This window comes from Streptomyces sp. NPDC101181 (assembly GCF_044767975.1).
Taxonomy (GTDB): Bacteria; Actinomycetota; Actinomycetes; order Streptomycetales; family Streptomycetaceae; genus Streptomyces.
Genome location: NZ_JBIWOX010000010.1, coordinates 135,535 through 149,959 on the forward strand (window position 1 = coordinate 135,535; position 14,425 = coordinate 149,959).

Consider the following 14,425-nt stretch of genomic DNA (forward strand, 5'->3'; position numbering starts at 1 on the left):
AGGGTGGACGCGCCGTAGCGCCCCCAACCACCGTCGAATCTCAAGGGAGCAGGACGTGTCCCGTCAGGTGTTCCTCTACGACCCACCGGACCGATTCGTGGCCGGTACGGTCGGATTGCCTGGCCGTCGTACGTTTTTCCTGCAAGCGTCCTCCCAGGGCCGGGTCACCAGCGTGGCCCTGGAGAAGACCCAGGTCGCCGCCCTCGCCGAGCGGATCGACGAACTGCTCGACGAGGTCGTGCGCCGCACCGGCGGCAACTCCCCGGTCCCCGCGATGGCGCCCACCGACGTCACCGACACCGCGCCTCTGGACGTCCCGGTCGAGGAGGAGTTCCGGGTCGGCACCATGGCCCTGGCCTGGGACGGCGACGAACAGCGCATGATCGTCGAGGCGCAGGCCCTCGTCGAGCTGGACGCCGACTCCGAGGACGACCTCGCGGAGGCCGAGGAGAAGCTGCTCCAGGACGAGGAGAACGGCCCGCCGATGCTCCGCGTCCGGCTCAGCGGCGCCCAGGCCCGCGCCTTCGCCAAGCGCGCCCTGGACGTCGTCAACGCCGGGCGCCCGCCGTGCCCGCTGTGCAGCCTCCCGCTCGATCCGGAAGGACACGTATGCCCGCGCCAGAACGGATACCGTCGCGGAGCCTGACCGACACCGACGCGCTCACCCTGCTCACCGAGGGCACGCTCACCGTGCTCGGGCAGGTCGGCGGGGCGTCCAACGCGGTGCTCCACTGCACGGTGGCGTACGACGGCGAGGAGCGCACCTGCGCGTACAAGCCGGTCGCGGGCGAGCAGCCGCTCTGGGACTTCCCCGACGGGACGCTCGCCCAGCGGGAGGTCGCCGCGTACGAGATCTCCCGGGCGACCGGCTGGGACCTCGTGCCGCCCACCGTGCTGCGGGAGGGGCCCTACGGGCCGGGTATGTGCCAGCTGTGGATCGAGGGCCCCGAGTCCGAAGCGGACGTCCCCGAACTGCTGGCGCTCGTCGAGGGCGAGGAGCCGGGCGAGGGCTGGAAGGCCGTGGGCTTCGCGGACGTGGGGGAGGGGCGGACCGCGCTGCTGGTCCACGCCGACGACCCCCGGCTGCGGCGGCTCGCGGTGCTGGACGCGGTGATCAACAACGGTGACCGCAAGGGCGGCCACCTGCTGCCCGCCCCCGGCGGACGGCTGTACGGCATCGACCACGGGGTCACCTTCAACGCGGACGACAAGCTGCGGACCCTGTTGTGGGGCTGGGCCGGCGAGCCGCTGACCGCGGAGGCGCTGGCGGTGCTGGAGCGGCTCACCGCCGCCCTGGCCCCGGGGACGGCCCTGGCCACCCGGATGGCCGAACTCGTCACACCGGCCGAGGCGGAGGCGCTGCGCGGGCGGGTCGCCGCACTGGTGAAGGACGGCGTGCATCCGCGGCCGAGCGGCCAGTGGCCGCCGATCCCGTGGCCCCCCGTGTAGCGGAGGCGATCCGGCGGGGGCTTTCACGATGCTGGCCAGAGGTTTCCCGCAAGGGGGCGTCTTCGGACAGGATTCCGGATCCGGTTCGTATCCGGAAGCATCGTCCGGTTACGCTCAGGACATGCATGCCTGGCCCGCTTCTGAGGTCCCCGCCCTGCCCGGCAAGGGCCGCGACCTTCGGATCCACGACACCGCGACCGGCGGACGGATCACCCTTGACCCCGGTCCCGTCGCCCGCATCTACGTCTGCGGCATCACGCCGTACGACGCGACCCACATGGGTCATGCGGCGACCTACAACGCGTTCGACCTCGTTCAACGCGTGTGGCTCGACACCAAGCGGCAGGTTCACTACGTCCAGAACGTGACCGACGTGGACGACCCGCTGCTGGAGCGGGCCGTGCGCGACGGCCAGGACTGGACCGAGCTGGCGGAGCGCGAGACGGCGCTCTTCCGCGAGGACATGACCGCCCTGCGGATGCTGCCCCCGCGGCACTACATCGGAGCGGTCGAGGCCATACCGGGCATCGTGCCCCTGGTCGAACGCCTCCGGGACGCGGGCGCCGCCTACGAACTGGACGGCGACATCTACTTCTCCGTCGACGCCGACCCGCACTTCGGCGAGGTCTCCGGCCTCGACGCCGAGGCGATGCGGCTGCTCTCCGCCGAACGCGGCGGCGACCCGGAGCGCCCCGGCAAGAAGAACCCCCTCGACCCGATGCTCTGGATGGCCGCCCGGCCGGGCGAGCCGAGCTGGGAGGGCGCCTCGCTCGGCCAGGGCCGCCCCGGCTGGCACATCGAGTGCGTCGCCATCGCGCTCGACCACCTCGGCATGGGCTTCGACATCCAGGGCGGCGGCTCCGACCTCGCCTTCCCGCACCACGAGATGGGCGCCTCGCACGCCCAGGCGCTGACCGGCGAGCACCCGTTCGCCCGGGCGTACGTCCACGCCGGGATGGTCGGCCTGGACGGCGAGAAGATGTCGAAGTCGCGCGGCAACCTGGTCTTCGTCTCGGCGCTGCGCCGCGAGGGCGTGGACCCGGCGGCCATCCGGCTCGCGCTGCTCTCCCGCCACTACCGCTCCGACTGGGAGTGGACCGAGCAGGTACTGGCCGACGCCGTCGAGCGCCTCGCGCGCTGGCGGGCCGCGGTCTCGCGCCCCGACGGCCCGTCCGCCGACGCCCTGGTCGAGGAGGTCCGCGCGGCCCTCGCGGACGACCTGGACAGCCCCGCCGCGCTGGCCGCGGTGGACCGCTGGGCCGCGCTCCAGGACGCGGAGGGCGGCGGCGAAGAGGGCGCGCCCGGCCTCGTCTCCCGTACCGCCGACGCCCTGCTGGGGGTCGCGCTGTAGCGGGCTCCGGCGCCCCGCCCGCCGCCCCGGCCTCGGACTTCTCCAGGAAGTTCGGGGCCGGTCGCCGTCTCCGTCCCCCGTGCGGCGCCCAGCTGGCCGTACCCGTCCCGGGGGTCAGTCCTCCCCGGGGGTGTCCCCTGAGGTCTCTCCGGGCGGGGCGTCGGGACCCCGGCCGCCCTTGTCGTCGCCCGTTTCGCCGTCGTCACCGCCCTTGTTCTCGGGGTGGCCGGGCTTCCTGCCCCGACCCGGCTCCGGGCGGGGCGGCCTCGGCGGGCGGGTGCGGCCACCGGAGGGGTCCCGCAGATACGACCCGTCCCCGCTCTCCGTCGCGTGGCTCCCCGGCCCCTGGCCGGGACCGCCGTCCCGCCGCCGCAGATAGCGCTCGAACTCCCGGGCGATGGCCTCGCCGGACGCCTCGGGCAGCTCCGCGGTGTCCCGCGCCTCCTCCAGCGTCTGGACGTACTCCGCGACCTCGCTGTCCTCCGAGGCCAGCTGGTCCACGCCCACCTGCCAGGCCCGCGCGTCCTCGGGCAGCTCGCCCAGCGGGATCCGCAGCCCGATCAGGTCCTCCAGCCGGTTCAGCAGAGCGAGCGTCGCCTTCGGGTTCGGCGGCTGCGACACGTAGTGCGGCACCGCCGCCCACAGACTCACCGCGGGCACCCCGGCGTGCGTGCAGGCCTCCTGGAGGACCCCGACGATGCCCGTCGGGCCCTCGTAGCGGGTCTCCTCCAGATCCATCGTCCGCGCCAGATCGGCGTCCGAGGTGACCCCGCTCACCGGCACCGGCCGGGTGTGCGGGGTGTCGCCCAGCAGCGCGCCCAGGATGACGACCATCTCGACGCCCAGCTCGTGGGCGAACCCCAGGATCTCGTTGCAGAACGAGCGCCAGCGCATCGACGGCTCGATCCCGCGCACCAGGACCAGGTCCCGGGGCTTCTCCCCGCCGATCCGCACCACGGAGAGCCGGGTCGTCGGCCAGGTGATCTTCCGCACCCCGCCGTCCAGCCACACCGTGGGCCGGTTGACCTGGAAGTCGTAGTAGTCCTCGGCGTCCAGCGCCGCGAACACCTCGCCCTTCCACTCCCGGTCCAGATGGCCGACCGCTGTCGAGGCGGCGTCCCCGGCGTCGTTCCAGCCCTCGAACGCGGCCACCATGACCGGATCGATCAGCTCGGGCACCGACTCAAGCTCGATCACCCGGGCCTCCTTCCGATGTCTCCATACGTACGGGGCAACCTTACGGCGTCTCAGGCCCTCCGCCGCCGCTCTCACGCACGGCCGGGTGAACCCCGTGCCCCGCCCTCACGGGCCGGCCGGGAACGCGACGAACTGCGCTGTCCTTACGGCACGTTGCATCGTCGCGGCGGCCGCGTGGCGCGTTGCCCCGTGGGCGGGCACCGGGGCGCGGGAGGGGGCGCGGACACGGAGACGGGGGCGGCTTCCTCGCGGAGGCCGCCCCCGTGCCGTACCCGTGGGGGGTGGATCAGTCCCGGTCGGCGAGCAGCTTCTCGACCCCGTCGCGGACCTCGTCCGTGGCCAGGCCCCGGATGGTCAGCGTCGTCCGGCGGCGCAGCACGTCGTCGGCGCTCACGGCCCACTCGTGGTCGCGGGCGTAGGCGACCTGCGCCCAGATCTCCGGGGCGTCGGGGTGGACGCGCTCGGCGAGCGCCGGGTCCTCGTTCGCCAGGCGGGCGATGTCGAAGGCGAGCGAGCCGTAGTGCGTGGCCAGGTGCCGGGCGGTGTCCGGGGCCATCCGGGGGCCGGGCGCCGGGGCGTCGATCAGCAGCCGGTGCGCGACCGCGTCGGGGTTGGCGATGCCGGGCAGCGGCAGCTTGCGCGGCAGCCGGTCCATCGGTTCCATGTCCTCGGCCAGCGGGTGGCCGGGGAGGGCGGCGAGCTTGTTCATGACGGTGCGGCCGATGTGGCGGAACGTCGTCCACTTGCCGCCCGCGACCGACAGCATCCCACCGCGGCCCTCGGACACGACCGTCTCGCGCTTGGCCTTGGAGGTGTCACCGGGGCCGCCCGGCAGCACGCGCAGCCCCGCGAAGGAGTACGTGATCAGATCGCGCGACAGCTGCTGGTCCCTGATCGAGAACGCCGCCTCGTCGAGGATCTGCGCGGTGTCGGCCTCGGTCACCGCGACGTCCGCCGGGTCGCCCTCGTACTCCTCGTCGGTGGTGCCGAGGAGCAGCATGTCCTCCCACGGCAGCGCGAAGGTGATGCGGTACTTGTCGATCGGGGTGGCCAGCGCCGCCCCCCACGGCCGGGTCCGCTTGAGGACCAGGTGGGCGCCCTTGGACAGCCGTATGGAGGGGGCCGCGTTGGGGTCCTCCATCTTCCGCAGGTGGTCGACCCAGGGGCCGGTCGCGTTGAGCACGAGCCGGGCGTCGACGCCGAACTCGGTGCCGTCGGTGCTGTCCTTCAGCTCGGCGCCGGTGACCCGGCCCCGGGTGAAGCGCAGCCCGGTGACGGCCGCGTGGTTGAGGACGACGGCGCCCGCGTCGACGGCCGCGCGGACCGTCATCAGCGCCATGCGCGCGTCGTTCATCTGGTCGTCGCGGTAGACCGCGACCGCCTTGAGGTCGTCCGTCCGCAGCTCGGGCACGTCGCGCCGGGCCCTGGCCGGGGAGATGACGTGGCCGACGCCGTCGCCGAACGCGGAGAGCGCGGAGTAGGCGAAGACGCCCGCACCGAGCTTGGCCGCGCCGTGCGGGCCGCCCTTGTAGACCGGCAGGTAGAAGGTGAGCGGGTTGGCCAGGTGCGGGGCCACCTCGCGGGAGACCGCGCGCCGCTCGAAGTGGTTCTCCGCGACCAGCTTGACCGCACCGGTCTGGAGGTAGCGCAGACCGCCGTGGAGCAGCTTGGAGGAGGCGGAGGAGGTGGCGCCGGCGAAGTCACCGGCGTCCACCAGAGCCACCCGCAGCCCGGACTGCGCGGCATGCCAGGCGGTGGAGATGCCCAGGATGCCGCCGCCGATGACCAGGAGGTCGTACGTGGCCCGGGACAGCTGGTCCCGGGTCTCGGCGCGGCTCGGCAGGGTGCCGGAGGCCGGGTGCGTCCCTAGGGCGGGAACGCTCTGCAGGGTGGTCATGGTGAATGCTCCTCGTCAGCTTTCTTCGTCCTCGACCCAGCCCATGGTCCGTTCGACGGCCTTGAGCCAGCTCTTGTACTCGCGGTCACGGGTGTCCGCGTCCATGCGGGGGGTCCACTCGGCCGCCCGGCGCCAGTTGGCGCGCAGGGCGTCGGTGTCCGGCCAGAAGCCGACGGCGAGACCGGCGGCGTAGGCAGCGCCGAGGCAGGTGGTCTCGGCGACCATGGGACGCACCACGGGCGCGTCCAGGAAGTCGGAGATCGTCTGCATCAGCAGGTTGTTGGACGTCATGCCGCCGTCGACCTTGAGCGCGGTCAGTTCGACGCCGGAGTCCTTCGTCATGGCGTCGCTGATCTCGCGGGTCTGCCAGGCGGTGGCCTCCAGGACGGCACGGGCGATGTGCGCCTTGGTGACGTAGCGGGTGAGACCGGCGATGACGCCCCGGGCGTCGGGCCGCCAGTAGGGGGCGAACAGGCCGGAGAAGGCGGGCACGAAGTACGCGCCGCCGTTGTCCTCGACCGAGGAGGCCAGCGTCTCGATCTCGGCGGCCGACTTGATCAGGCCCATCTGGTCGCGCATCCACTGCACCAGCGAGCCGGTGACCGCGATGGAGCCCTCCAGGGCGTACACCGGGGGCTTGTCGCCGATCCGGTAGCCGACCGTGGTGAGCAGCCCGTTGTAGGAGTTCACCGGGGTTCCGCCGGTGTTCATCAGCATGAAGGTGCCGGTGCCGTACGTGGACTTGGCCTCGCCCTCGGCGAAACAGGTCTGGCCGAACAGGGCCGCCTGCTGGTCGCCCAGCGCGGAGGCGACCGGCACCCCGTCGAGGATGCCGCCCTTGGCGTGGCCGTAGACCTCGGCGGAGGAGCGGATCTCGGGGAGCACCGCGGCTGGGACGCCGATGGAGTGGAGGATCTTCTCGTCCCACTCCATGCGGCGCAGGTTCATCAGGAGGGTGCGCGAGGCGTTGGTGACGTCGGTGACGTGGACACCGCCGTCGGTGCCGCCGGTGAGGTTCCAGATGATCCAGGAGTCCATCGTGCCGAAGAGGATCTCGCCCGCCTCGGCGCGCTCGCGCAGCCCCTCGACGTTGTCGAGCAGCCAGCGGACCTTGGGCCCGGCGAAGTACGAGGCGAGCGGCAGCCCGGTCTCGCGGCGGAAACGGTCCTGGCCCACGTTGCGGCCCAGTTCCCGGCAGAGCGCGTCGGTGCGGGTGTCCTGCCAGACGAGGGCGTTGTGCACCGGCTCCCCGGTGTTCTTGTCCCACAGCAGGGTGGTCTCGCGCTGGTTGGTGATGCCGATCGCCTTGACGTCGGCGGAGGTGATGCCCGCCTTGACGATCGCCCCGGCGACGACCTCCTGCACGTTCTCCCAGATCTCGGTCGCGTCGTGCTCGACCCAGCCCGGCTTGGGGAAGATCTGCTCGTGCTCCTTCTGGTCGACGGAGACGATCCGGCCGTCCTTGTCGAAGACGATGCAGCGGCTGGAGGTGGTGCCCTGGTCGATGGCCGCGATGAACGGCCCGCTGCCGTGGGTCCCGGTGGTGTGTTCGTCGGTCACGGTGTGCTCCCGGAAGTCTGTGGATGGAGAGGGGTTACGGCGCTGATACCCGCGCGGGCTAGGCGAAGGCCAGGTTGTAGAGCCCGCCGGCCAGCGCGCCGCCGATGAGGGGAGCCACGACGGGCACCCAGGCGTAGCCCCAGTCCGAGCCGCCCTTGTTCGGCAGCGGCAGCAGGGAGTGGACGATGCGCGGGCCGAGGTCACGGACCGGGTTGATGGCGTATCCGGTGGGCCCGCCGAGCGACAGACCGATACCGACCACGACCAGGGCGGTGATCAGGGCGCCGAGCGTGCCGAGGCCGTTGCCCTCGTCGTTGAGGCCCTGGGTCAGGATGGCCAGGACCAGGACGACGGTCGCGATGACCTCGGTGACGACGTTCTGCACGGCGTTGCGGATCTCGGGGCCGGTGGAGAAGATCCCGAGCACGGGGCCCGCCTTGGGCGCGGCGGCCTGGTCGACGAGGCCCTCGTCGTCCTCGTCCCCGTCCCTGGCCTTGGTCCCGACGATCTCCGGGTCCGTCAGATGCGCGTGGAACTGCCCGTAGTACACCGCCCAGACCAGTACGGCGCCGATCATCGCGCCGAGCAGCTGGGAGCCGAGGTAGAGGGGCACGTCGCTCCACTCGGTACCGCCCTGGATGGCCAGGCCGAGCGTGACCGCCGGGTTGAGGTGGGCGCCCGATACGCCGCCGGCCAGGTAGGCGCCGGTCAGCACGGCGAAGCCCCACCCGAAGGTGATGGCCAGCCAGCCCGCGTTCCGGGCCTTCGAGCGCTTCAGGGTGACGGCGGCGACGACACCGCCGCCGAGCAGGATGAGTACGGCGGTCCCTATGGTCTCGCCGATGAAAATGTCGGAGCTGGACACCCGCGACTCCTTTGTCCTTCGTCCAGGGGAGCGCGGACCACCGGTCCCGCCGGTGTTCCACGCCCCAGGTGGGTATCCACGAAGCGTGGGCAGACCACCTGTAAGGGCTTGACCGGCCCTTGGCACTGTCACACTCTAACGCGTATTGCCGTTAGTCGTTCGACAATGCCGACCGTTGAACGGCAGTGTTTCCTTGTGTGAAAGATGCGTCAAGGGTTCTGTGGCGCAGAACCCGGTGCGCGACGCGATCGTTACCCCACGATGCGCCCGGACGCGCGCGGGCGCGAGTGGGGCGGGACCCGGCGCACAGGAGAAGCCGCACGGCCCCGGCGGAAACAGGCCCGGTCACGGGGGCGGCCGCCCGGCTCTCAGGGGGGCGCCGGGCTTTCGCGGGGCGCGGTCCGCCGGGCTTTCGCGGGGCGCGGTCCAGCGTGCTCTCGGAGGGGCGCGGTCCGCCGGGCTCTCGGGGGCGCGGTCCGCCCGGCTTCCGGAGAGCCCGCCGCTCAGAAGCGCCCGGCGCCCAGGTCGCGGGAGACCGCGCGGGCGCAGTCGCGTACGGCCGCGATCAGCTCGGGCCGCAGCGTCCCGCCCGGGGCCACCCGCTCCACCGCGCCCGTCACGGCGACCGCGCCCACCGGCATCCTGCGCCGGTCGTGCACCGGCGCGGCCACGGCGGCCACGCCCTCCCAGGTCTCCTCCGCGTCGGCGGCCCAGCCCTGGGCCCGGACCAGGTCGAGCATCGCCTCGAACTCGTCGGCCGCGGTCACGGTGCGCCCGGTGAAGGAGCGCCGCTCCGCCTCCACGACCTCGCTGTGGGCCACCGGGTCGTACGCCGAGAGCACCTTGCCGAGCGCCGTGGAGTGCAGCGGCTGCATCGCCCCGACCTCCAGCACCTGGCGGCTGTCGTCCGGCCGGAAGACGTGGTGGACGATCAGGACGCCGTGCTGGTGCAGGACGCCCAGGTGCACGCTCTCGCCGCTGGAGCGGGCCAGGTCGTCCGTCCAGACCAGGGCGCGGGCCCGCAGCTCGTGGACGTCCAGATAGCTGTTGCCCAGCCGCAGCAGCTCCGCGCCGAGCTGGTAGCGGCCCGACGCCGCGTCCTGCTCGACGAACCCCTCCAGCTGGAGGGTGCGCAGGATGCCGTGCGCGGTGCCCTTGGCCAGCCCCAGCGACGAGGCGATGTCGGAGAGCCCGAGCCGGCGCTCGCCGCCCGCCAGCAGCCGCAGCATCGCGGCCGCCCGCTCCAGCGACTGGATGTTCTTCGCCATCGCGCCGTACTCCTCCACCTCGGTTCGACAATGCTGAACACTATCGGTCGATGCCGACCTACGCCCGGCGCCCGGAGAAAGTCTCCGCCACCCGTCCCCGCGCACCCCACCCCGTACAGCATGGAGTCCGTCCCATGGACGCCCTGACCGTCCGGGGTGCCGTCCCGCTACGCTGGCCGGGTGCGCCTTCCCCGAGAAGGACGCAAAGCCGACAGCCGTCGCATCCCTGGGAGATCATCCATGGCCTCGTTGCCGACATCCGCCGCCGACAGCCGGACCCGAGCAGACGCCCTCCGAGAGGCGCTCGCCACCCGCGTGGTGGTGGCCGACGGAGCGATGGGAACGATGCTCCAGGCACAGGACCCCACCCTTGAGGACTTCGAGAACCTCGAAGGCTGCAACGAGATCCTGAACATCACCCGCCCCGACATCGTGCGCTCGGTCCACGAGGAGTACTTCTCGGTCGGCGTCGACTGCGTCGAGACCAACACCTTCGGCACCAACTACGCGGCGCTCGCCGAGTACGACATCCCCGAGCGGGTGTACGAGCTGGCAGAGGCGGGCGCCCGGATCGCGCGCGAGGTCGCCGACGAGTTCACCGTGTCGAGCGGACAGCAGCGCTGGGTGCTGGGCTCCATGGGTCCGGGCACCAAGCTGCCGACCCTGGGCCACGCCCCCTACACCACCCTGCGCGACGCCTACCAGCAGAACGCCGAGGGCATGATCGCGGGCGGTGCCGACGCCCTCCTGGTGGAGACCACCCAGGACCTGCTCCAGACGAAGGCCTCGATCGTCGGAGCCCGGCGCGCCATGGAGGCCACCGGCCTCACGCTCCCGCTGATCTGCTCCGTCACGGTCGAGACGACGGGCACGATGCTCCTCGGCTCGGAGATCGGCGCGGCACTGACGGCCCTGGAGCCGCTCGGCATCGACATGATCGGCCTGAACTGCGCGACCGGCCCCGCCGAGATGAGCGAGCACCTGCGCTACCTCGCCCGGCACTCCCGCATCCCGCTCTCCTGCATGCCGAACGCCGGTCTGCCGGTCCTCGGCAAGAACGGCGCCCACTACCCGCTGGGCCCGGCCGAGCTGGCGGACGCCCAGGAGACCTTCGTCCACGAGTACGGGCTGTCCCTGGTCGGCGGCTGCTGCGGTACGACGCCGGAGCACCTGCGCCAGGTCGTCGAGCGGGTCCGGGAGCTGGCGCCCGCCGCCCGCGAACCGCGCCCGGAGCCCGGAGCCGCCTCGCTCTACCAGACCGTGCCCTTCCGCCAGGACACCTCCTACCTCGCGATCGGGGAGCGGACCAACGCCAACGGCTCCAAGAAGTTCCGCGAAGCCATGCTGGAGGCGCGCTGGGACGACTGCGTCGAGATGGCCCGCGACCAGATCCGCGAGGGCGCGCACATGCTCGACCTCTGCGTCGACTACGTCGGCCGGGACGGCGTCGCGGACATGGCCGAGCTGGCCGGACGGTTCGCCACCGCCTCCACGCTCCCGATCGTGCTGGACTCCACCGAGCTGGACGTGCTGCGGGCCGGGCTGGAGAAGCTCGGCGGGCGCGCCGTGCTCAACTCGGTGAACTACGAGGACGGCGACGGCCCCGAGTCCCGGTTCGCCCAGGTCAGCGCGCTGGCCTCGGAGCACGGGGCGGCGCTGATCGCGCTGACCATCGACGAGGAGGGCCAGGCCCGTACGGTCGGGACGAAGGTCGCCATCGCCGAGCGGCTGATCGAGGACCTCACCACCAACTGGGGCATCCGCGAGTCCGACATCCTCATCGACACCCTGACCTTCACCATCTGCACCGGCCAGGAGGAGTCGCGCGGCGACGGCATCGCCACCATCGGCGCGATCCGCGAGCTGAAGAAGCGCCACCCCGACGTCCAGACCACCCTCGGCCTCTCCAACATCTCCTTCGGTCTCAACCCGGCCGCCCGCGTCGTGCTGAACTCCGTCTTCCTGGACGAGTGCGTCAAGGCGGGGCTGGACTCGGCGATCGTGCACGCCTCGAAGATCCTGCCCATCGCCCGGCTGGAGGAGGAGCAGGTCAAGACCGCCCTCGACCTGATCTACGACCGCCGCGCCGAGGGCTACGACCCCCTCCAGAAGCTCATGGAGCTCTTCGAGGGCGTCAACATGAAGTCGATGAAGGCGGGCAAGGCCGAGGAGCTGCTGGCCCTCCCGCTCGACGAGCGCCTCCAGCGCCGCATCATCGACGGCGAGAAGAACGGCCTGGAGGCCGATCTCGACGAGGCGCTCCAGGACACCCCCGCCCTGGACATCGTCAACAACACCCTTCTGGAGGGCATGAAGGTCGTCGGTGAACTGTTCGGCTCGGGCCAGATGCAGCTGCCGTTCGTCCTCCAGTCCGCCGAGGTCATGAAGGGCGCGGTGGCCTATCTGGAGCCGCACATGGAGAAGACCGACGACGACGGCAAGGGCACCATCGTGCTGGCCACCGTCCGCGGCGACGTCCACGACATCGGCAAGAACCTCGTCGACATCATCCTGTCCAACAACGGCTACAACGTCGTCAACCTCGGCATCAAGCAGCCCGTCTCCGCGATCCTGGAAGCGGCCGAGGAGCACCGCGCCGACGTGATCGGCATGTCCGGCCTCCTCGTGAAGTCGACGGTGATCATGAAGGAGAACCTGGAGGAGCTGAACCAGCGCAACATGGCCGCGGACTACCCCGTCATCCTTGGCGGCGCGGCCCTCACCCGGGCCTATGTGGAGCAGGACCTCCACGAGATCTACGAGGGCGAGGTCCGCTACGCCCGGGACGCGTTCGAGGGCCTGCGGCTGATGGACGCCCTGATCGCCGTCAAGCGCGGCGTCCCCGGCGCGGCTCTCCCCGAGCTGAAGCAGCGCCGGGTGCCGAAGCGGGACGCCCCGGTGACCGAGGTCGAGGAGCGGCCCGAGGAGGGCGTCCGCTCGGACGTCTCCACCACCAACCCCGTCCCCGAGCCGCCGTTCTGGGGAACCCGGGTCGTCAAGGGCATCCAGCTCAAGGAGTACGCCTCCTGGCTCGACGAGGGCGCGCTCTTCAAGGGCCAGTGGGGCCTGAAGCAGGCCCGTACCGGCGACGGACCCTCCTACGAGGAACTGGTGGAGACCGAGGGCCGCCCCCATCTGCGCGGCTGGCTCGACAAGCTGCACACCGAGAACATGCTGGAGGCCGCCGTCGTCTACGGCTACTTCCCGTGCGTATCCAAGGGTGACGACCTGATCCTGCTGCACGAGGACGGCTCGGAGCGCACCCGCTTCACCTTCCCGCGCCAGCGCCGGGGCCGCCGTCTGTGCCTGGCGGACTTCTTCCGCCCGGAGGAGTCCGGCGAGCGGGACGTCATCGGCCTCCAGGTCGTCACCGTCGGCTCGAAGATCGGCGAGGCCACCGCCGAACTCTTCGCCGCCAACTCCTACCGCGACTACCTGGAGCTGCACGGCCTGTCCGTCCAGCTCGCCGAGGCCCTCGCCGAGTACTGGCACGCCCGGGTCCGCGGTGAGCTGGGTTTCGCCGGGGAGGACCCGGCGGACGTCGAGGACATGTTCGCGCTGAAGTACCGCGGCGCGCGGTTCTCGCTCGGCTACGGGGCGTGCCCCGACCTGGAGGACCGGGCGAAGATCGCGGACCTGCTCCAGCCGGAGCGCATCGGCGTCCACCTCTCCGAGGAGTTCCAGCTCCACCCGGAGCAGTCCACGGACGCCATCGTGATCCACCACCCCGAGGCGAAGTACTTCAACGCCCGGTAGCCGGCCGTTCACACGCGGCTGCCGCGCTCTTCACGCGCTGAGCGCACAATGGCCGGACACGTCGTACAATTATCGGTCCAGCGCAGGCCGGTCGTCCTCCCCGGGTGGGAGTGGCGACCGGCCTTCTCGTCCCTTACGGAAGGTGTGCCGGATGACCAGCACGGTTCCCGCGTCCTTGACCCGCACGGCCGGAGGCGCCGCACTGCAGGCGGTCCTTCTCGACATGGACGGAACCCTGGTCGATACCGAGGGCTTCTGGTGGGACGTCGAGAAGGAGGTCTTCGCGGGCCTCGGACACCGGCTGGAGGAGTCCTGGCGGGAGGTCGTGGTGGGCGGTCCGATGACCCGCAGCGCCGGGTATCTCATCGACGCCACCGGCGCCGACATCCGGCTGGACGAGCTGAGCGTGCTGCTCAACGACGGCTTCGAGAAGCGCATCGCGCGCGGGGTCGACCTGATGCCCGGCGCCGACCGGCTGCTCGCCGAACTGGCCGCGCACGAGGTGCCCACCGCGCTCGTCTCCGCCTCCCACCGCAGGGTCATCGACCGGGTGCTGGACTCGGTGGGCCGCCACCACTTCGCACTCACCGTCGCCGGGGACGAGGTGACCCGGACCAAGCCCCACCCCGAGCCCTACCTCACCGCCGCCGCGGGCTTCGGCGCCGACCCCTGGCGCTGCGCGGTGATCGAGGACACCGCGACCGGGGTGGCCGCCGCCGAGGCCGCCGGATGCCGGGTGGTCGCCGTGCCGTCGGTGTCCCCGATCGCCCCGGCCGACGGCCGGGTGGTCGTCGGCTCCCTCGAAGAGGTCGACCTCGCCTTCCTCCGGGGACTCGTCACCGGGAGGGGGTGACCCGGACACCGAGCGTGGCTCTGTGAACGAACGGCGGATTTCTCTCCCGTGTCCGTGTGCGTTCCCGCAACATCGCGTGAACACGCGTCAGTCACCGGACAGGGCGGTGAAGCGGCCCCGGAGGTGAGCTTCCTCACCCGGGAGCCTCCCAGGTGCCATCGGGATCGACGGAGTTGTCCGGAATGCTGATCGTCTGCCGTCCCTCCCGGCGGCTCGGGCGCGATGATTG

General features: G+C 71.8%; 10 protein-coding genes. 5 read left to right on the forward strand and 5 right to left on the reverse strand.

All coding sequences use genetic code 11. From position 1 onward, the window contains the following. Window positions 1-55 precede the first annotated feature (55 nt). The 3 genes from ACIRRU_RS17095 to mshC all read left to right on the forward strand — a co-directional run bounded on the left by ACIRRU_RS17095 (window position 56) and on the right by mshC (window position 2,800). On the forward strand, window positions 56-646 hold the full coding sequence (locus ACIRRU_RS17095; RefSeq protein WP_363204616.1) for a DUF3090 domain-containing protein: 591 nt from the start codon (window positions 56-58) through the stop codon (window positions 644-646). Then, a complete protein-coding gene (locus ACIRRU_RS17100) occupies window positions 610-1,449 on the forward strand; it encodes an SCO1664 family protein (protein WP_403681044.1) in 840 nt (279 codons plus the stop codon). Before ACIRRU_RS17095 ends, ACIRRU_RS17100 begins: the two co-directional genes overlap by 37 nt. A gap of 121 nt (window positions 1,450-1,570) precedes the next feature. Beyond that, a complete protein-coding gene (gene mshC / locus ACIRRU_RS17105; RefSeq protein ID WP_403681047.1) occupies window positions 1,571-2,800 on the forward strand; it encodes a cysteine--1-D-myo-inosityl 2-amino-2-deoxy-alpha-D-glucopyranoside ligase in 1,230 nt (409 codons plus the stop codon). A gap of 114 nt (window positions 2,801-2,914) precedes the next feature. Here the strand turns inward: mshC and ACIRRU_RS17110 are convergent, their stop codons facing one another. The 5 genes from ACIRRU_RS17110 to ACIRRU_RS17130 form a co-directional block, all read right to left on the reverse strand. Beyond that, a complete protein-coding gene (locus ACIRRU_RS17110; protein WP_403681050.1) occupies window positions 2,915-3,997 on the reverse strand; it encodes a PAC2 family protein in 1,083 nt (360 codons plus the stop codon). A 286-nt stretch (window positions 3,998-4,283) separates the two neighbouring features. Beyond that, window positions 4,284-5,894, reverse strand: coding sequence for an FAD-dependent oxidoreductase (locus ACIRRU_RS17115; RefSeq protein WP_403681053.1), 1,611 nt, complete (start codon window positions 5,892-5,894; stop codon window positions 4,284-4,286). A 15-nt stretch (window positions 5,895-5,909) separates the two neighbouring features. Further along, window positions 5,910-7,454, reverse strand: a complete 1,545-nt coding sequence (gene glpK / locus ACIRRU_RS17120; protein ID WP_363204611.1) for a glycerol kinase GlpK — start codon at window positions 7,452-7,454, stop codon at window positions 5,910-5,912. Window positions 7,455-7,512: 58 nt separating this feature from the next. Continuing rightward, window positions 7,513-8,319: an MIP/aquaporin family protein gene (locus ACIRRU_RS17125; RefSeq protein WP_403681056.1), complete on the reverse strand. Its 807-nt coding sequence runs from the start codon at window positions 8,317-8,319 to the stop codon at window positions 7,513-7,515. A 503-nt stretch (window positions 8,320-8,822) separates the two neighbouring features. After that, window positions 8,823-9,587 carry an IclR family transcriptional regulator gene (locus ACIRRU_RS17130; RefSeq protein ID WP_363204609.1) on the reverse strand — a complete coding sequence of 255 codons (765 nt, stop codon included), beginning with the start codon at window positions 9,585-9,587 and terminating at the stop codon, window positions 8,823-8,825. A gap of 240 nt (window positions 9,588-9,827) precedes the next feature. Here ACIRRU_RS17130 and metH point away from each other — a divergent pair, with 240 nt between their 5' ends. Beyond that, window positions 9,828-13,343: a methionine synthase gene (gene metH / locus ACIRRU_RS17135; RefSeq protein WP_403681059.1), complete on the forward strand. Its 3,516-nt coding sequence runs from the start codon at window positions 9,828-9,830 to the stop codon at window positions 13,341-13,343. A 151-nt stretch (window positions 13,344-13,494) separates the two neighbouring features. Continuing rightward, window positions 13,495-14,196 (forward strand): HAD family phosphatase, encoded by a 702-nt coding sequence (locus ACIRRU_RS17140; RefSeq protein WP_363204607.1) that lies wholly within the window; start codon window positions 13,495-13,497, stop codon window positions 14,194-14,196. Window positions 14,197-14,425: the final 229 nt, after the last annotated feature.